Consider the following 18,721-nt stretch of genomic DNA (forward strand, 5'->3'; position numbering starts at 1 on the left):
GTCTCACGCGGCTCCCGAGTCCTCCCTTGCGCCCAGCACGTCCGCCACGGTCACGAACCGGCCCTGCGGGCAGTCGGTGCGCCCCGCGGCCAGCAGCGTCAGGGCGTCCAGGGCGTCGTCCAGGGAGATGGTGTTGCCCTGGTGGATCTGGCGCGCGAACCAGGCGGCGCACCGGCGGCGCCACGGGTCCGGGTCGTCGCGATAGGTGAGCGCCTGGGCGGTCAGGCCGGTTTCGAGGATGCCCGGGTGCAGCGTGTACACCTCGACCCGGGTGCCGCGCAGTTCGTAGGCGAGGTTCTCGAAGAACTTGATGCAGCCCGCTTTGGCGACGGAGTACGAGGACACGAACGGCCAGATGCCGTTGCCCGCCTCGCTGCTGATGTGCACGACCCGGCCGCCGCCGGTGCGCAGCATCGACTCGACCGCCGCGCACGAACTGGCCACGGTGGTCAGCAGGTTGTCCTCCAGCGCGGACCACCACTCGCGCGCCTCGATCTCCCAGGTCGGGCCGCCGGGTCCGGCGACGCCCGCGTTGTCCACGAGGAGGTCGAGCGCACCCCACTCCTCGGCCACGCGCGCGACCGTGGCCGTCATGGTGGCGGGGTCCTTGGCGTCACCGGGCAGTTCGAGGACGGTGCCGCCGCGCGCCCGCAGCCGTCGCGCGGCTTCGGCCAGCCGCGCGCGGTCGCGTCCGGTGACCGCCACCTGTGCGCCCTCGCCCAGGAGGCGTTCGGCGATGGCGTAGCCGAAGCCGCGGCCCGCCCCGGTCACCAGGGCGCGGGTGCCTTGGAAGGTCTGGTCGCTCACGGGGTGGACTCCTTGTCGCGTACAGGCGTTTGCCGGGGGTCGCGTACGGGCGTCTGCCGGGGAAGGGCGCCGCGCGGGTCCGCGTCGGCTCCGGTGTCGCGCAGGCGGGCCAGCGCCTCGTAGCGGTCCATGAAACCCGCGGTGGCGGCGGGGACGTCCAGGAGCGCGTCGGGGATGCCGAACCCCGCGACCAGCGTGGGCAGTTCGGGGGCCAGCCGGCCGTAGAGGGTGTCGAGTGCGGCGGGCAGCTCACGGAACCGCTCCGCGTCCAGGAGGCCGTGCGCGGCGAGGAAGGCGGCGTCCTGACGCAGGTCGCGCAGGGCGAACACACCGGCGAGGTCGCGCAGCAGACGCGCCGCCTTCGCGTCGCGCGTGCGGTCGGCCGCCCGCAGGAACTCCTCGAGCGCCAGCCGCAGTCCGTGCCGCTCGACGAGTGCGAGCGCCTCGTTCTCACAGGTGTTCCAGCTGTCGAGGAAGGTGCCGTGCCCGGCGCGCGCCCGGGTGAGCCGGGCACGGGTGGCGGCGTGGGCGAGACGCTCGCGTTCACGGGCGAGCAGGGGCCACAGACGCGGGTCGTCGACGGGCAGGTCCGGTGGTGGCTCAGGGGCGGGCGGGGTGTAGCCGCGGCCCGCGAGCATGTCCTGGGCGGCGGCGACGGCGACGACCGTGTTCTCGCCCTCGGCGATCATCACGCCCTGGGTGCAGGCCGAGTAGTGCGGGAAGCGGTTGGCGTCGAACATCCCGTGCGCACCGCACAGCAGGGCGCAGCGCCGCACGACCCGGTCGACGGTCCGGCTGGTGACGTACTTGGTGAGTGAGGCGAGCAGGTGGTCGGCGGGTGTGGCGGCCGCCGGCGCCGGTGCGCCGCGGGCCAGCTCGGCTTCACGGCGCATGGCCGCGTTGGCGAGGTGGCCGACCGCGTAGGTGTCGGCCACCGCGTCGAGCAGCGCCGCATGGTGCACCCGGTGGGCGAGGAGCGGGACGCGGGCGCTGCCGCCGCCGGTACTGCCGCGATGGCGGGCGAACTTCAGGGCGATGGCCGTGGCGGCACGTGCCTGGGCGACGCTGGAGGCGGCGAGCCCGATCTTGCCGGTGCGGATGCGGTGCACGGACCGCGCGTAGGAGAGCCGCCGGTCGGTGCGCGGGGCCGCCGGGGCGAGCGGATGGCCGGGCGCGGCGGCCGGGGAGTGCAGCAGCGCGTCGGCCGGCAGGCGTACGTGGTCGAAGGCGGTGAGTGCGTTGTCGCTCCACAGGCCGGCCTTGTCCGGCATGGGGGTGACGGTGACGCCGGGCAGGGTGCGTCCTTCGGCGTCGCTGATCGGGCACAGGACGGGGACGATTCCCCGGTCCTGCCCGTGTGCGGTGAGTCGGGCCAGGACGATGGCGGTCTTCGCCACGTGCTGGGGCGTGGCGTTGGGCATGAACTTGCGCGCGCCGGGATGCGGGGTGTGCAGGACGAGTTCGCCCCGCACGGGGTCGTGGCGGAGCTCCGTCTCCAGGCGGGCCAGGTCCACGCCCCAGGCCGCCTCGGTGCCGAGGAAGGCGCAGTAGGTGGCGAGGGACTCCATGTCGGCGGCCGCCCGGGCGGTGTGTGCGGAGTCCTCGGCGTAGGGCGTGAGCGTGCCGAGGCCGAGGTTCAGATGGGCGGCGACGAGTCCGGCCACGACGCCGTCGACGACGGCCGTCCACTCCTGCAGCGCGAAGTACCGCTGCGGCGCCGCGAGCGTGCCGCGGTCGACGCCGAAGGTACGGCTGAGCAGCGCCAGCCGGTCGTAGGCCAGGCGCCAGGCGGCCGCGCGGGTGTGCGGCCAGGCCGCCGCGGCGAACAGCGGGTCCTCGAAGACGGCGGTCAACTGCTCGTGCAGACCGCGCCGTTCGGCCTCCACGGTGTCGCGCAGGGCGTCGACGGTGGCGTGCGGGAGTCCTGTCGTACCGGTGCCGGTCACTGCCGGGAGTGCCGCGGTCATGCGGTCACCTCCGCCACCGGCCGGAACGCGAGCACCGCGTTGTGCCCGCCGAAGCCGAAGGAGTTGCTCAGGGCCAGGGTCGGACGCTGCGGGCGGGCGGGGCCGCGGATGAGGTCGAGGTCGAGGGCCGGGTCGGGGTGGGTGAGGTTGGCGCAGGGCGGGGCGAGGCCGCGGGCGATCGTGAGCGCCGTGAAGGCCGCTTCGACCGCTCCGGCGGCCCCGAGGAGGTGGCCGGTGACGCCCTTGGTGGAGGTCACCGAGGCGCCGGTGCCGAGGAGTTGGCGGAGGGCGGCGCCTTCCACGGCGTCGTTGAGCGGGGTGCTCGTGCCGTGCGCGTTGACGTGGTCCACCTCGGTGCCGGCCGCGCCCGCGTCGGCGAGTGCGGCCCGGATGGCGGCGCGGGCGCCGCGGCCCTCGGGGTGCGGGGCGACCGGGTGGTGGGCGTCGGAGGTGGCTCCGTATCCCGCGAGCAGCGCGTACCCGGTCCTGCCGCGCCGTGCCGCGTCGGCGGCCCGTTCGAGGACGAGCACGCCCGCGCCCTCGCCCATCACGAACCCGTCGCGGTCGCGGTCGAACGGCCGGGATGCGGCGGCCGGTTCGCCGGTCCTGCGCGACAGCGCCCGCATCCGTGCGAACGCCGAGGTCATCATGGGGATGACGCCGGCCTCGGCGCCCCCGGCCACCACGATGTCGCACGCCCCCGACCGCAGGAGAAAGAGCGCGAGGCCGACGGCGGTGGCGCCCGCCGCGCAGGCCGTGCTGGTCTGCAGGCTCGGGCCGCGTGCGCCGAGCGCGATGGACAGGTGCCCGGCGGCCATGTTCGGCAGGAACTTGGCGAGGAGCATCGGGGACAGGCCGCCGGCGCCCGTGGCGTCGAACTTCCGCGCCTGCGGCAGCAGGGTGGAGATGCCGCCGACCGCCGTGCCGAGGACCACGCCGACGCGCTCGCCGGGCCACGCGACCGGATCGAGCCCGGCGTCGCCGACCGCTTCACGGGCCGCCGCGAGGGCGAACTGGGTGCAGCGGTCGTAGCGCCACGCCTGGGGATCTTCTAGGTCGCGTACGGGGTCGAAATCGCGCACCCGGCACGAGAAGTCCACCGGCTCACCGGCGAGTTCGGGGTCGGTCGCGGCCGTCGGCCGCCCGGAGCACACCCCGTCCCAGGAGGCCTCGCGGCCGGTCCCGGCCGGGGTGACGAGGCCGATTCCGGTGACGGCGACGTCGGGGGTACGGGTGGGCGGGGCGGCCGCACCCGGTGAGCGGCTCTGCGCGAACGCCTCCTGCGGCAGACAGGCCATCACGAGGCCTCCGCCGCGCGCGCCGCGCCGGGCAGCCGCTCCGTGACATACGCGGCCAGCTCCGCCACGGTCATGTCCTCGCTGGTCTCGGCCTCGTCGATGGTCACCCCGAACTCGCCCTGGAGGGTGTCGAAGAGCTCGAGGACGGCGAGGGAGTCGAGATCGAGTGCGGCGAGGGTGGCCGCGGGGGCGATGTTCTCCTCGTCCACGCTGAACTTGGTGACGAGGATCCGGGCGATCGTGTCCTGTGCGGTGTTCATTCCACAGTCCTTCCGGTGGGGGCCGCCGTGCTCGGACGCACGGCGGGCGGGCAGGCGACGGGGGCGGCGGCGGGCCAGGTGAGCGTGGCCGCTCCCCAGGTCAGGCCGCCGCCGAAGGCGGTCAGGAGGGTGCGGGCGCCGGGTCGGACGCGGCCGGCCGCGGCGGTGTCCGCGAGGGCGAGGGGGATGGAGGCGGCGGCGGTGTTGCCGACGTCGCGGATGTTGCCGAAGCGGCGCTCGGCGGGGATGTGCAGCTTGTCGCCGACGGCGTCGAGGATGCGCTGGTTGGCCTGGTGCCCGACGAAGGCGCCGAGCGACCCCGGCGCCCATCCGGCGCGGTCGAGCACGACGCGCGCGCAGGCGGTCATACGGTGCACCGCCTGCCCGTAGACCTGCCGGCCCCGCATGCTGAAGTAGCGCTCCTCGCGCGGGAGTTCACGGCCGGACTCCGGGTCGGGGTGCGGGGTGCGGGCGCCTCCCGCGGCGATCGCGATCAGGTCGGCGCCGCTGCCGTCGCTGCCGAGGTGGGTGCCCAGGAGCGCGCCGGGCTCGTCCGGGTCGCCGCCGCGCACGAGCACGGCGCCCGCGCCGTCGCCGAAGATGACGGCGGTGCCCCGGTCGAGCGGGTCGACGATGCGGGAGTACGTCTCGGCGCCGACGACGAGGACACGGTGGTACGTGCGGGAGCGGATCAGCGCGGAGGCCACGGTGAGGCCGTACAGGAAACCGGTGCACACCGCCGCCACGTCGAACGCGGGTATCTCGCCGAGCCCGAGCCGCGCGGCGACCTCGGGGCCGGTAGCGGGGCAGCGCCGGTCGGGGGTGGTCGTGGCGACGACGAGGGCGTCGGCGCCCGCGTCACCGCTCGACGCCAGGGCGCCCGCGGCGGCGCCGACGGCGAGGTCGCCCGTGCTGGTGCCCGCGTCCGCGCGCCTGCGGCGGGCGATTCCCGTACGGGAGAGAATCCATTCGTGCGTCGTGTCGAGTTCACGTGACATTTCGTGGTTGTCAACCGAACGCGGAGGCAGGCACATTCCGATGCCGGCGACGACCGGGGCTCTTTCCATTCCGAACTCCTCCAGTTTCCCCGGGACTTCCCCGCCTGCCGCTTCGGACTGCCGTTCCATGACACACTCCGGCGTGCCAACTTCGCGTGGAATTCAGTTGGTTGGCCGTTGAATGTGTTGAAGGCGGACGCGTGGGCGGTTCTCATATCCAGCCGATGGTGTGCAGCAGCGCCAGCGGCGGGCTGCTGTCCGCCCGCGCGGCCGTCAGGGCCTGGGCCCGCGTGGGTCCGGCCGCATGGGCGGCCTCGGGGCGGGCGGCGCGCGTCACGCAGGCCGCCAGGTGGTGCCGGCCGATCGCGAACCGGCCGGCCAGAACCACGTTCAGGGAGCCGTGCTCCCAGCGGATCCGCAGCGTGCCGTCCTCCGCGTCGGGCAGCACGCTCGCGTCGAGCGGGCCGAGTCCGCGCGCGTCCTCCGGTGTCAGCGCCTTGTACAGGCTCGTTTTGGCGCTGCGGATCACGGCGGCCCACGGTTCGCCGTCGCCCGCGCGGCCACGCAGCCAGTCGCGTTCGCGGCGCGTGAAGGCGTACCGGTCCTCGCGGCGGACCGGCGCGCAGGACGGGGCCACGGCGATCCCGAGTCCGGCGAAGTGGTCGCGCCGTGCGACGGCGGCCGTGCTGAAGCCGCCGCAGTGGGCGATGGATCCGGTGACGCCCGGCGGCCACACCGGCGCTCCGGCGGGCCCCCGCGGCAGCGGTGTCCGGTGCGCCTCCGCTACGCCGAGGGCGTGCAGGGCCTCGCGGGCACAGGCCCGGCCGGCCAGGAACGCACGCCGGCGCGCGGGCCGGGTACGGGCCACCGTCTCGGTCTCGCCGGGCAGCAGCAGCGGCGCGGCGCAGGTCAGCCGACGCGAATCCGCGTACCGGAGCTGGTCGGGCAGGGTGAAGCGGAGGGGGGTGACGGGGGTGGGCGTGCGGGGTGTTCGGCCGGGCGCGTGGGGCGTACGGGGTGGGGAGGCGGTCGGTACGGGCGGACGTAGGTCCGTGTCGTGCGTCATGTGCAGCTACCTGTGGTGGGGCGGTGCGGGGCGGAGGGGTGAGGCTGCGCGCCGGTGGAAGGCGACTTCGGGAGAGCGGCCCGGCGCGGGCTCCGGAGACCGGCGCGGCGCGGGCTCCGGCGACCGGCCCGGCGCAGACCCGGGAGACCCGCCATACGCGCCCAACGCCGCCTCGGGGAACAGGAGCAGCGGCAGTACGTCCTCGCGCAGGGCGTAGTCGCGGGCCCGCAGGACGAGGTGGTGCTCGTCGGCGCCGAGGACGGCCAGTGCCGCCAATTCCCAGGGATCGCCGGGCAGTTCGAGGGCCGCGAGACGGGCGACGACCTCCTGCTGCCCTGTTCCGTGCGGCACCGCCGTACGGCGCACATGGTCGACGAGGTGCCCGCGGCCGGCGGCGGCCGGCTGTCCCGCGCCGGATCCGCCGCGACGCCGGGGCCGTACGGTCAGGGCCTCGCGGCAGCGGGCGGCGAGGTGGGTGAGGGTGCCGAGGCCCGGTGCCGCACCGGGGCGCCCGGCGATGACGCAGACGGAATCGGGCGGTGTTCCGGTGACGTTCCTTCCGGTGGCGTTCATACCGCCATCGTGGACCGCACGGCCGCCGCAAAATCGAGGATGCCCTCAACTCCCTGTTGAAGCTGTTGAATTCAACGCCGATCTCCGTTTCGCGACCGTTCCCGGAATGCCCCGCAGGACGTTGGGCATCCTTTCGGAGCCCCGAGGTTCGACCGCGATCGTCTGGAGACGGCATGCCCGCATCGCGCCCGGCGAACGAAAAGCTGCGGCGAATTCTGCGCGAGACCGAATGGACACATGACCGATTGGCGCACGCGGTGAACGCGGTGGGTGCCGAGGCCGGTCTCAGCCTGCGGTACGACCGCACCTCGGTGGCCCACTGGCTGCGCGGCACCGTGCCCCGCGAGCCCGTGCCCGAGCTGCTCGCCGAGGTCTTCTCACGCCGGCTCGGCCGGCCCGTGTCCTGCGGCGACCTCGGCCTCGCTGCCGCGCAGGGCCGGCCGCCCGCCCTCGGGGACGGCCCGCAGGCCGCGACCTTCGCTGACCTGTGCCGCGCGTGGTCCGATCCGGAGGTCCTGTCCGGGCTGCTCGCCCTGCCCTTCCGCACCCGGGCCGCCCCGCTGCCCACCGGCCTGAGCCTGCCGGCTCCTTCGCGCCCGCGGCACTTGCCGCCGTCGCCGCCACCGGCGCCGGCCGCTGTGGACCACCAGGACCTCGCGGCCGGCACCCTGCGCGCGACCGTGCAGTCCTTCAGCCGTCAAATGGAGGTGTACGGCGGCGGGTTCGGCCGGTCCGCCCTCATCACCCTGCTGTCGCACGCGGTCCTGCCCGCGATGACGCGGCTCGGCGCGGGCGCGGCCCTGGGCGAGACGGCCCGCCTCGTGCACCTGCTCGGCAGGATGTTCGACGACGGGCAGGCCCGCGGTCTCGCCCAGCACTGCTTCGAAGCCGCGCACGCGCTCGCCGAGACGGCGGGCGACCGTTCCGTGCAGGTCATCGCGTTGCGCACACTCAGCGCCCAGGCCCATGCCCTGGACCAGCCGGTGCTCGCGCTGCGGCTCGGGGAGTCGGCGGCGGCGCGGGCGGGTGACGCGGTGCCGCCCGCGGTGCGCGGTTACGTACAGGCCCAGTTGGCGCTCTGTCTCGCGCGCCTGGGCCGGCGCGAGGAGGCGCTGCGGGCGCTGACGGCGGCCGAACGCCACCACGAACAGGGGCGCGCCGCCTGCGAGGAGGACCCGTTCGCCACGTATCCGGAGGCATCCCTGCTGTTCCAGCGCGCCGAGGCGCTGCGCGAACTGGGCGATCTACGGGGAGCCGTGGAGGCGCTGGACGCCTCGCTCGTCCGCCGTACCCCGGCCGACCGGCGCGGCACCGCCCTGTCCCATCTGCGCCGTGCCGAACTCGCCCTGGACCAGGGCGATGTGGAGCGCGGCTGCAGCCAGGCCGCCAAGGCCCTGGCCCTCGCCGACGAACTGCACAGCTCGGTGGCGCAGGCCCGCTGGACCGCGCTGCGCGGCCGACTGCGCCGCTACGGGACGGTGCCCCGGGTACGGGCCGTACTGGTCGACTGGCCGCGGCCTGCGGGGGTGCGCTGAGGCGCGGGTGCGGTGGTGCGGGCCGGTGCGGTGGTGTGTGAGGTGGGACGGGTACGTATGCGTACTGGCGTGTGAAACCTCCGTACCCGCGCCTGAAAGGCCCTTACGCGCACCCGCCCGCGCGCGGACCGGCACGCGTGGGCCGGCGCGCGTGGGCGCAACCTCCCTGTCCGGGGCGCTCGTTCAGCCGAGTGCCGCCCCGCCCGAGTCGCGCTCCGGCAAGGGGGCACGCAGGATTCCTGTGTTCCCTGCTCGCCTCCCGGAAGGACCCCGCCCGTGTCCCAGCAGGACCGCAGCACCCCTGGACCCCAGCAGGACCTGAGCGCCGTGGAGTGGCTGGCCGCCGCGGCGGCCGACCCCGCGGCGCTCGTCCGCCGGTGGGAGCGCGACCCCTTGGACGTGGCGCTGCTGCCGGTGGGCCGGCTCTGGGACATGGTCCTCGTCGCGGGCGCGGCCGGTCTGTCCGTGCTCGACCGGCTGACCGCCCGCGGCGCGCGCACCGGCCCCGTACTCGCCGACACCACGGGCACACGGGTCGGCTTCCTCACGCCCGCGGGCACGTCCTGCGCCCCCTTCGGCAGCCGGGCCCGCGTGATCGGGTCCGGCGCGTGGCTGGTGGTCCCGCACCCCGAGGTCACCTCGCGCGGATCGCGCTGGCTGGTCCCGCCCGACGGCAGCGGCGCACTCACCACCCCGGGCCTGCTCGCCGAAGCGATGGCGGGGGCGCGGGTCTGAGCGCTGCCCGCGGCACGGCGCCCGTCCCGTCCCGCACCGCCCGTCCCACACCGCCTCGCCCCGCCCCGTACGCATGATCCATACGTTCTTACGCATACGCGTTCGGGGTGAAGGGCGGTTCCGGTACGCCACCATGCCCCGTCAACGGCGTTTTCCCGTGCGACCGAGAAGGATCACGACGTAGGAACGGAAGGTCGCAGTGTCGTATCGCCGGGACGGGTTCAGGACGGCTGTGCGCCAGCGGACCGCGGGAAGCGGAGCCCTGGTGGGGCGTCAGGAGGAGGATGCCGCGCTCGACGCCCTGCTGCGTGCACACCGGCTGATCACCGTGACGGGCCCGGCCGGGGTCGGCAAGAGCGTGCTCGCCGAACGGGTGCTGGCCCGGCAGGAGGCGCGGATCACTGTCAGGGTGCGCTGGCCCCAGGGCGGTCAGGGCTCCTTCCAGGGCCCCGCCTCCGCCGCGGTGGCGGCCGCGATCAGCCAGGACCGCCCGGAGCGTGCCGTGGCCGCGCTGACCCCGCTGGTGGGGGACGGAGGCGGTGCGGGCGAACCGGTCCTGGTGCTGCTCGACGACATCGACCCGCTGCTCGCACGCTGCCGGCGCACCGTCTCCGTGCTCCTGCGGGCCTTCCCCACCCTCAAGCTCCTGGTCACCGCCCGCCGGCCGCTCGGCGGGGGCGACGAGCACGCCCTGCGGCTGCGGCCGCTCAGCACCCGCTCCCGCGACGGCCGACTGCCGCCCGCCACACGGCTGTTCGTCGAGCGGGCCCGCGCCGTGCGGCCCGGTCTCGTCGTGGGCCCGGCGGCGCTGCGGGAGGCGACCGCGGTCTGCGAGATGCTCGACGGGCTGCCGCTCGCCATCGAACAGGCCGCACAGCAGCTGCGGACGCTGGACCTGGGCGAACTGCTGCCCCGGCTCCGGCAGAGCCAGTGCTGGCTGACGCACCCGGGTGCGGCACTGGCCCGGCACCGCTCGCTGCGCCGCACCATCGGCACGGTGTTCTCGCTGTGCGAGCGGCGGGACAAGGCGGTGTGGGCGCGGGCGAGCGTGCTGGAGGGCACGTTCAGCGAGTCGGCGGCGGCGTTCCTGTGCTCGGGCGGCCAGGTCCCGGCCGATGCGGTACCGGGGTGCCTGGACCGGCTGGTCGCGGTGGGCGTCCTGGAGCGGCTCGACGACCACGGGGGCAGGGACGGCGCCCGGGTGGTGCGGGGTGCTGCGGCGGGCGGCGCCCGGATGGTGGTGGGGGGTTCGGGGATTGGTTCCGCGGCGAGCGATTCCGGGACGGGGGATTCCACCCCGGGCGATTCCATGCCGGGCGATTCCATGACCGTCCATACGCTGCGAGCCGGACCGGTGCCGGGACGCGAGCGGCGGGCGGGCGCGGCGGTGCCAGGTACGGTGCCGGGGCGCGAGGCGTCATCGCGCACCGGCCTGGCGGATACGGAGCCGGAGCGCGAGCCGCGGACGATCGTGGACCCGCCTGGCGCGGTGCCCGGCGGGCCGCGCCACCCTGGCACCGCGCCACGCAGCCACCCGACGTGCACCGTGCCGGGCGGCCCCCGCTACCTGATGACCCGCGCCGCACGGGACTTCGGGCGGGAGATGCTGGCCTGCGCCGGCGAGTCCGAAGCCGCGCTGGAACGATCCTTCATCCACGGCCGCCACGTCGCGACCGCGGCCTCGCAGCTCTGGGACATGGGCAGCCCGCAGGAGGCCCGCGCACTCGTCGGGGCCGAACTGGACAACATCTGGGCGCTGTTGGAGCAGGCGCCCGCCCTGCCCCCGCACGCCGACACGCTCGCCGGCATCGTGGCGAGCCTGTGGTTCTGGTGGCCCGCCCAGGACGCTCCTGGTCCCGGCCGCCGCCACCTGCTGCTGCGCGCCCTGTGCCCGCCGTACGCGCCGGACTCCTGGCGCGCGCCGTGGCTCGCGGGCTGGCTCACGGCCGTGCACTCGCCCAAGATGGCCGGCCGGCTGCTTGCCCAGGCCTGGGGCCGTACGGTGCTCGACGCGCACTGCGCCGACGCCGGCCGGATCGCCCTCGTGCAAGGCCTCATCGCCTGGCGCGAAGGCGATCTCACCGGCGCCGACCGCCACTTGGCAGACGCCGCCCGCATCATCCCGGCCCACGCCACCGACGGGCCCACCCCCGCACTCGCCCTCGCGTTCCTCGCCCTGGCCCACGCACCGACGACGCCAGGCCACGCCCGTACCCTGGCCCGTCGCTCCCTCGCCCAGCCCGGCATCCTCTGCGACCCCACGGCCGGCTTCCACGCCCGGCTCGCGCTGGCCCTCGCCGACCACCATGCGGGCCGCACCGGCCGGGCCTGGCGACGTGCCCGGCGGCTGCGCGACGCGCTTCCCGCCCACCTGACCGGATCCGACGCCGCGGCCCTCCTCGACGCGCTGCTCGCCGCGCTCGGCACCGGCGCACCCGTACCCGCACGGCCAGGACCGTGCCTGCTGCCGGCCCCGGCGGCCCCCGGTCAGGACGCGCCGACGGGTCCTGCCGCCGCCTGATGAGCCCGCCGACCGCGTCCGACAACAGCCGAAATGTTTTGATTCATAACCCTGCCGACCAGTATGAAAGCGATACTTCCGCGCCAGGTCGGCCGAATGGAGAATCCGAGCGTGCTGGACGAGACCTCCGGGATCCCGGGGGAACTGCCGTGGCAACTCACCGAGTTCATCGGCCGGTCGGGCGAACTCGACGCCCTCGCGGGCGCCCTGTCCCGCACCCGTCTGGTCACGGTCTGCGGCCCGGCGGGCGTGGGCAAGAGCAGGGTCGCCACCCGCCTGGCCGCACAGGTGGCGGACCGCTTCACACACGGCGTCCGGTACGTGCAGCTCGCGGGCCTGCGCTCCCCCGGCCTGGTGGCGCACGCGGTGGCCACCGCGCTCGGCCTCCCCGCGAGCACCCGCGGCCCGGCCACGGCAGCCGTCCTCGACCACCTCAAGGACCGCCGCACACTCCTCCTGCTCGACACCTGCGAGCACGTGCTCGACGGAGCGGCCGGCCTTGCCGAAACGTTGCTTCACACGGCTCCCGACGTCCGTGTGCTCGCCACCAGTCGGCAGGCGCTCGGGGTGCCGGGGGAACGCCCGTTCACGCTCGGCCCGTTGCCGCTGGGCGAAGGGGACGGGGGCGGTGACGCGGTCGAGTTGTTCCTGCGGCGGGTGGCCGGCGTGCTGCCCGGGTTCGCTCCCGGCGAGGAGCGGCGTACGGAGTTCGCCGAGGTGTGCCGCCGCCTCGACGGCCTGCCGCTCGCCCTCGAACTGGCCGCCGAACGCCTGCGCACCGTCCCGCTGCACCGGCTGCGCCGCCAGGTGGCCGCACACGCGACGCTGCTCGACGTGGGTGTGCGGCGCGGCAACGTCCCACGGCATCGGACGCTGCGTACCGCCCTGGCCTGGAGCGACGGTCTGTGCACGGCGGACGAACGGCACTTATGGGCCCGGCTCTCCGTGTTCGCGGGCCCCTTCGACCTCGACGCCGTTGAAGCCGTGTGCGCCGCCGGCCCGTTGTCAGGCCCACGGCTCCACGAGGCGTTCATCGGCCTCGTCGACAAGTCGGTGGTCTCCCGCGAGGACCTGCACGCCCCGTATTACCGACTGCTCGCGCCCTTTCGTGCGTACGGGGCGGAGATGCTCGCGGGTGAGGGGGGTGGAGCGGTGATGGCGACGGCGACGATGCCGACGGCTGCGACGGCGAGGGGTGACCGGGCCCGGGAGGGCGAGGGGGTGCGGTGGGGCGGGCTGGGTGAGCGGGTGCTGCGGGATGGCCAGGGTGAGCGGGCGCCGTGGGCCGGGCAGGATGGGTCGGCGCAACGGGCCAGGGGGATCGCGCAGGGTGTGCGAACGCGACGGGGCGGGCCGGGCGAGCAAGAGGAGCCGACGCAACCGGGCGAGGCGGTCACGGCAGTTGAGGCGGTCGAGACAGGCGGCCGGGCCGGGGCGGTCGAGACAGGCGGCCGGGCCGAGGCACCCGCTACAGGCGAGGGGGCAGCGCGGGCCCGGGCGGTCGAAGCGGTCGGCCGGGCCGCGGGGACGGCGGGGGCGGGTGGCGTGGCGACGGGGCCGGCCCAAGTAGGCCTGACGGCACGGCATTTCGCGTACTACGCGGAACTGGCCGCCGCGTTCGACCGCGGTCTCGGCGAGCCCGGGCACACCGCCCGCTACCGGGCCCTGCGCCACCAGCATGCCGAACTGCGCCTGGCACTCGACGCGGCGCTGCGGGCAGGCCGCCCGGACGACGCGGCCCGGCTCGTCGCGCACTTGTGGCTCTACTGGCACCTCGCCGGTCTGCACGCGGAGGGGCGCGCCTGGTGCGCCCGCATCCTGGGCGACACCGGCGCCGATACCGACGCCGCCCCCGCCCCCACTCTCAGTTCCGACGCCGGCCCCGACTCGAGTTCCGTCCCCAGCTCCGACTCCGGCTCCGACTCCGGCTCCAGCTCCGGCTCCGGCTCCGACTCCGGCTCCGACTCCGACTCCGACTCCGACTCCAGCTCCGACTCCGACTCCAGCTCCGACTCCGACTCCGACTCCGGCTCCAGCTCCGGCTCCGACTCCGGCTCCAGCTCCGGCTCCGGCTCCGGCTCCGGCTCCGAAAGCGACCATGGCCGCGTCCGCGACAGCGACCACGAGCACGACCGCAGGGGCGACATCGACCGCGCCCGAGACGCCCTCATTGACCGCAGCAGCGACATCGCCTGCACCCGTGACCGCGACCGTGACCACGCCAACGACCTCGACATCGACCGCGGCAGCGGCAGTGCCTGCGACTACGGACACGCCCGCCGCGGCCACCGCAACAGCGACGGCCACCGCGCCCACGGCCACAGCACCCCCTCCCCCACAGCCCGCGCCTGGGCTCTCGGGCTGGGCGGCTACCTGGGTGCCCTCCAGGCCGACCCCGCCGGCCTCGGCCTGATCCGCCGAGGGCTCGACCTGGCGGACGGCAGCGGGGACAGGCAGGCGGCCGGACGGATCCGTGGCTGGCTGCAGTTCGCCGCCGCGGCCGCGGGCTCCGCCGACGAGGCGCAGAAGGCGGGCGCCGAGGCGGAGCCCTTGCTCCGTGAGGTGCGCGACCGCGCCGGCCTGTCCGTCCTGCGGGTGCAGAGCGCGTACGCTCACCTCCTCGGTGACCGGCCGGAAGAAGCCCGCCGGGTCGCCCTGCACGGACGGTCCACCCTCGGCGCTGGCCGCGAACAGGGCTGGCTGCACGCCGCGTTCGACCACGTCCTGGCCTTGGCGCAGTTCCAGGCGCAGGAGTTCACCGCGGCTGCGGAGCACGTCTCGCGGGCCCTGCGCGTCACCCGCGAGCTCGGCGATGTGCCGGGCGCCGCCCACCAGTTGGAACTCCTTGCGTGGTGCGCCGCCCGCACCCGGCGCCCGGCGGACGCGGCCTGGCTGCTCGGCGCCGCGCACACCCGGTGGCGGCGGATGGGGGCACGGCTCCTGGGCAGCCCCGTGTTCGATGCGGTCCACCAGGACGTGGAACGGCAGGTGCGCGAGGTCATGGGCCAGGAGCGCTTCACCGCCCTGCACGCCAAGGGCGGAGCCCTGTCCCTGGACGACGCCGTGGACGCCGCGCTCTCCCACGGCCCGGGGCAGGGCGGGCCCTCGCCGGTGCGCCCGCTGACCTCGCGGGAACGCGAAGTCGCCCAACTCGCCGCGAAGGGCCTGTCCAACCGGGAGATCGCAGAGCACCTGGTCCTGTCGAAGCGCACGGTCGACGTCCACATGGAGCGCATCCTGGCCAAGCTGGCCATCCCCTCCCGCCGCCGCCTCGGCGACGTCCTCGGCCAAGCGCAGCAGGCCGTACGGGACGATCCGGATCCGGTGGTACGGGACGATCCCGATCCGGCCGTACGGGACGCGGCGCCCTGATCCGCCACCTCGGGCGGCGGCCGAAGGGCCTGCCTCCTACTGCCGTGCCCTGCGCAGCAGTTCGGCAGCGCCCGCATGAGCCCCGTACGGCCGCAGCAGCGCGGTCATCACCCCGCTCTGGCGGCGCACCCGCCCCGACTGGAGATGCTGCGCGAGGTCGAGGAACTGCCCCCAGTGGGACAGCGACCGCTCCAGGTGCCCGTCCCTCAGCAGGGTCTCCGCGATCCGGGCGCAGGTCAGGGCGCGGGCGAGCAGTTCGTCGGGGCCGCGCATGCGCAGCGCGGCGGAGAAGGCGGCCGTGGCCTGGGCCGTCTCCTTCAAGGCGGCGAAGGTCTGGCCGCGTTGGTACTGGAAGGAGGCCGCGGCGTAGCTGCCGAAGGGACCGTCCCCGTCGGGGGCGCCGTCGAGGTGCCGCTCGCCCGCGCTCAGCGCACGCCGGGCCGCACGCGGGTCGTGGCCGGCCTCGACGACGGCGACCAGCGCGAGCGTGTAGCAGCGGGCCGCCGCCGGCGCGTGCTGTGCGGCGAGGTCGGCGGCGTGCCGGGCCAGGGCGCGGACGGCCGGGGTGCGGTGCCCCAACTCGTGTGCCTGGGCGGCCAGGGTGCGCAGCCCGATGGCGAGGGTCGCACCGTCCTGCGCCTCGCGCGCCATCCCGGCCGCGGTGAGGTAGTAGTGCTGTGCCAGGGCGTCGGCTCCGTCGTCGGCGCACATCATGCCGAGCAGCAGGGTCAGTTGGGCCGTTCCGGACAGGAGCGCGCGGTGGGCCGAGGGCGGCTGGGGCGCCTTGAGCCAGCCGAGGACGGGACGGGCGACATACGCGGCCAGGACGGCCCGCGCGGCCGACCCGCCGTGGTGGCGCACCAGGTCGTCGCAGAGCCGGATCATGGCCTGCACATCGCCGAGCCGTACGGACGCGGCGGGTGCGGCACGCGGTGACGGCAGGCGCGCGGCGGCGGGCGCGGCGGAGGTCCGGGCCGGAGCGCAACTTCCCGTCCCGACGCCGGGATCCGGCTCGGGCCCGTACGCAGGACGCGACTCCGGAACGTACGTACGGTGGGTGCTGGCGCCATACGCATGACAGGGCTCCGTTCCATACGCACGACAGGGCTCCGTACCGTACGCACGGCAGGACTCCGCCCCGTACGCCCGACAGGACTCCGCCCCGTACACACGACCGCACACCGACCCGCGCCGGCCCGAACGCGCGCTTCCCAGCAGTGCAGTTGGGCCGGAAGAAGCTGCCGGACAGGGTCCGGCCGTCCCCGCGGACGCGCGTACGGAACAAGGATCGGGCCTCACCGCGGGGCCGAGACCTGCGCCTGGACCGGGGCCGGGGCAGGACGCGGGCGTCGGCAGCGCGCCGAGGCTGAACGGGGCAGCGGCCAGACGGCGCCGTGCACCGGGGTCGTGTTCGGCGGCGACGAGACGTTCGAGCCGGGCGAGAGGGGCGGTGGCGTCGGTGGCGTGCGGCACCGCGCTGTGCGCCGGCGCGGCGGTGAGCCCGGCCTGCTGCGCTCCGACCGTACGGCCGAGCGCACGCGAGAGCGCCTCGACGATCAGTGCGGGAGCCGGCGGCCTGGGGCGGGTGCCCGCCAGCCAGCGCACGGCGGTGGTCCGCGCACAGGTCAGCCGGATGCCCTGCTCGGACGCGAGGGCGCGGACGGCCCGTGCGAGCTGGGCGGGGGTCCAGCCCGCCTCGTCGAGCAGGGCCTGTAAGCGGTGGTTGGGGGTGCGGGACATCGGGGCGCCCTTCGGCAGTTCCGCCTGCGGCAGTGCAAGGCACTGCATTATTGCCCCGGTTCGTGCCGGGTATGAGCGCTATGCCCAGGCACCCGTCCGCCCAAGGGACGATCTTCGGCCAGTCCCGGACCACGTCCGTCCGCACCCGCCGGAGAACCGGACCGCCGAACCGTCGGCACGCACAAGGGCACAAACTCGCGCCCTGTGCCCGCCCTTCCGTGCGCGCACCGATGGCCCGCGCGGGCCCCGGCGCGATGCACTGGGAGCGACAGCCCTGAGCCTGGATCCCTGCGGGAGGGGAATGCCCACGCGCGAGCGGAACCGACCGCTGACGGAGCTTCTCGCCGCGGCCGGCTGGAGCGGGGGCGACCTCGCCCGCGCGGTCAACCGCCGTGGCCGCGACCGCGGTCTGCGCCTGCGCTACGACCGCACGTCCGTGGCGCACTGGCTCACGGGCAGCATGCCGCGCCCACCGGTGCCGGAGCTCGTGGCCGCCGTGCTGACCGAGCACCTCGGCCGCACCGTGACGCCGGCCGACGCCGGGCTCGGCGGCGGGCGACGCGACGACACCACCGCCCGGCCCGTCACGGGCGCGCGGGACGCCCTGGAGCACTTGGTCGCCCTGTGCCGCAGAGACGACATGCCCGCGTACGGCGAAGGCGGGCCCGCCACCCCGTACGTATGGACGCATGTGCCGCAGTGGAGTCCGCCCGACAGCGCCTCCCCGCACGCGCCGCTCGCGGCCGCGCCGGTGCGGGAGATGGTCGACTGGTTCGCGCGGATGCTCCAGCAGCACGGCGGCGGTCATCTGCGCGGCGGGCTCCTCGGCGGGGTGGTCGACGGCGCGGGCCGGCTGCTCGTGGCGGCGAGTTCGGGGGCGGCGGACCACTGCCGCCTGGTGGCCACCGCCCAACTGGTCCATCTCCTGGGGGATGTCACCGAGGACGCCTGCCGCAGCGGGCTCGCGCAGCGCTACTACTGGCATGCGCTCGCGCTCGCGCGGGCCGCGGGGGACAGCCGGCAGTACGCGATCACGCTGCGCGTCCTGAGCGTCCAGGCGCTGCGCCGGGGGCATCTCGACCATGCGCAGGCGCTGATCGACGCGGGGCTGCGCGCGCTCGGGCCCGGCGGTGACGCCGCCACGCGCAGCTTCCTCTTCGCGGGGCGTGCGGAGGTGCTGAGCCGGCGCGGCCGGTACGACGAGGCGCTCGGCCTGCTCGACGAGGCGAGCGCGCATCAGGCGGAAGCGCCGCCGCAGGAGGGCCCGTTCGCGCATTACTCGCTCGCGGCCCTGCAATACCAGCACGGCGCGGTACGGATCGCGGCCGGTCGGCACGAGGAGGCCATCACGTGGCTCGACGCCTCGCTCGCCCGGCGCCCGCCGAGCGAACACCGCGCCGTGGCCCTGACCCACGCCCGTATCGCCCGGTCCCACCTGGCCACGGGCGGCCTCGATGCGGCCTGCCGGCACTGGAGCGCGTTCCTCGAGCACTATCCGCAGGTGGACTCGGCCGCCGCGCGCGCCGCCCTGGACGCGGCCCGCCGCGACCTCACGCCGTATCTCCACCACGCCCGCGCCCGCGAGGTCCTGCGGCGGTTGCCGCGCCCGGCCCCGGCTCCCCCGCTCTGACTGTCGCCCTCTCGGCCCGCCTCGACAGGCGCCCCGTTCAAATCGGTTCAACAGGCACCCCGTTCAACCCAGTTCAACAGGTGCCCCGTTCAACCCGGTTCAACGGTCACACCCGCGAGGGACCCGTTCCCGGCCACGCCTCCCACGTTGGAGTGAGTGTGCAGCGCGGGCCCGCCGAACCGCGGCGCGCCCGCACCGTGAGTCGCAGGAAGGACCCCT

At 75.4% G+C, this 18,721-nt stretch carries 13 protein-coding genes; 5 read left to right on the forward strand and 8 right to left on the reverse strand.

Annotation, left to right across the window (positions count from 1 at the left end; translation table 11 throughout):
• Positions 1 to 3: 3 nt before the first annotated feature.
• From BLT97_RS17700 to BLT97_RS17730, 7 genes are all read right to left on the reverse strand, one after another.
• A complete protein-coding gene (locus BLT97_RS17700) occupies positions 4 to 807 on the reverse strand; it encodes an SDR family NAD(P)-dependent oxidoreductase (RefSeq protein WP_093611257.1) in 804 nt (267 codons plus the stop codon).
• Positions 804 to 2,774 (reverse strand): acyl-CoA dehydrogenase family protein, encoded by a 1,971-nt coding sequence (locus tag BLT97_RS17705; protein ID WP_093611259.1) that lies wholly within the window; start codon positions 2,772 to 2,774, stop codon positions 804 to 806. The genes BLT97_RS17700 and BLT97_RS17705 overlap by 4 nt, the downstream gene beginning before the upstream one ends.
• Positions 2,771 to 4,072 (reverse strand): beta-ketoacyl-[acyl-carrier-protein] synthase family protein, encoded by a 1,302-nt coding sequence (locus tag BLT97_RS17710; RefSeq protein ID WP_093611261.1) that lies wholly within the window; start codon positions 4,070 to 4,072, stop codon positions 2,771 to 2,773. The genes BLT97_RS17705 and BLT97_RS17710 overlap by 4 nt, the downstream gene beginning before the upstream one ends.
• Positions 4,072 to 4,332, reverse strand: a complete 261-nt coding sequence (locus tag BLT97_RS17715) for an acyl carrier protein (RefSeq protein ID WP_093611263.1) — start codon at positions 4,330 to 4,332, stop codon at positions 4,072 to 4,074. The genes BLT97_RS17710 and BLT97_RS17715 overlap by 1 nt, the downstream gene beginning before the upstream one ends.
• On the reverse strand, positions 4,329 to 5,330 hold the full coding sequence (locus BLT97_RS17720) for a beta-ketoacyl-ACP synthase 3 (RefSeq protein WP_425442722.1): 1,002 nt from the start codon (positions 5,328 to 5,330) through the stop codon (positions 4,329 to 4,331). The genes BLT97_RS17715 and BLT97_RS17720 overlap by 4 nt, the downstream gene beginning before the upstream one ends.
• Positions 5,331 to 5,541: 211 nt before the next feature.
• Entirely contained in the window at positions 5,542 to 6,396 is an 855-nt protein-coding gene (locus BLT97_RS38290; RefSeq protein ID WP_093611267.1) for a 4'-phosphopantetheinyl transferase family protein, read from the reverse strand.
• Positions 6,397 to 6,402: 6 nt separating this feature from the next.
• On the reverse strand, positions 6,403 to 6,969 hold the full coding sequence (locus BLT97_RS17730) for a hypothetical protein (RefSeq protein ID WP_093611269.1): 567 nt from the start codon (positions 6,967 to 6,969) through the stop codon (positions 6,403 to 6,405).
• A gap of 173 nt (positions 6,970 to 7,142) precedes the next feature.
• Between BLT97_RS17730 and BLT97_RS17735 the strand changes: the two genes are divergently transcribed.
• From BLT97_RS17735 to BLT97_RS17750, 4 genes are all read left to right on the forward strand, one after another.
• A complete protein-coding gene (locus tag BLT97_RS17735) occupies positions 7,143 to 8,504 on the forward strand; it encodes an NsdA family TPR-like regulatory protein (protein ID WP_143041347.1) in 1,362 nt (453 codons plus the stop codon).
• Between the two features lie 276 nt (positions 8,505 to 8,780).
• Positions 8,781 to 9,239: a hypothetical protein gene (locus tag BLT97_RS17740; RefSeq protein ID WP_245769388.1), complete on the forward strand. Its 459-nt coding sequence runs from the start codon at positions 8,781 to 8,783 to the stop codon at positions 9,237 to 9,239.
• A 265-nt stretch (positions 9,240 to 9,504) separates the two neighbouring features.
• Positions 9,505 to 11,760, forward strand: a complete 2,256-nt coding sequence (locus tag BLT97_RS17745; protein ID WP_093611273.1) for a hypothetical protein — start codon at positions 9,505 to 9,507, stop codon at positions 11,758 to 11,760.
• Between the two features lie 111 nt (positions 11,761 to 11,871).
• A complete protein-coding gene (locus BLT97_RS17750; protein WP_176953803.1) occupies positions 11,872 to 15,132 on the forward strand; it encodes a LuxR C-terminal-related transcriptional regulator in 3,261 nt (1,086 codons plus the stop codon).
• Positions 15,133 to 15,168: 36 nt separating this feature from the next.
• Here the strand turns inward: BLT97_RS17750 and BLT97_RS39170 are convergent, their stop codons facing one another.
• A complete protein-coding gene (locus tag BLT97_RS39170) occupies positions 15,169 to 16,920 on the reverse strand; it encodes an NsdA family TPR-like regulatory protein (protein WP_483883499.1) in 1,752 nt (583 codons plus the stop codon).
• A gap of 253 nt (positions 16,921 to 17,173) precedes the next feature.
• Here BLT97_RS39170 and BLT97_RS37305 point away from each other — a divergent pair, with 253 nt between their 5' ends.
• On the forward strand, positions 17,174 to 18,502 hold the full coding sequence (locus tag BLT97_RS37305; protein WP_107407023.1) for a tetratricopeptide repeat protein: 1,329 nt from the start codon (positions 17,174 to 17,176) through the stop codon (positions 18,500 to 18,502).
• Positions 18,503 to 18,721: the final 219 nt, after the last annotated feature.

The sequence above is a fragment of the Streptomyces indicus genome, from assembly GCF_900100315.1.
Taxonomy (GTDB): domain Bacteria; phylum Actinomycetota; class Actinomycetes; order Streptomycetales; family Streptomycetaceae; genus Streptomyces; species Streptomyces indicus.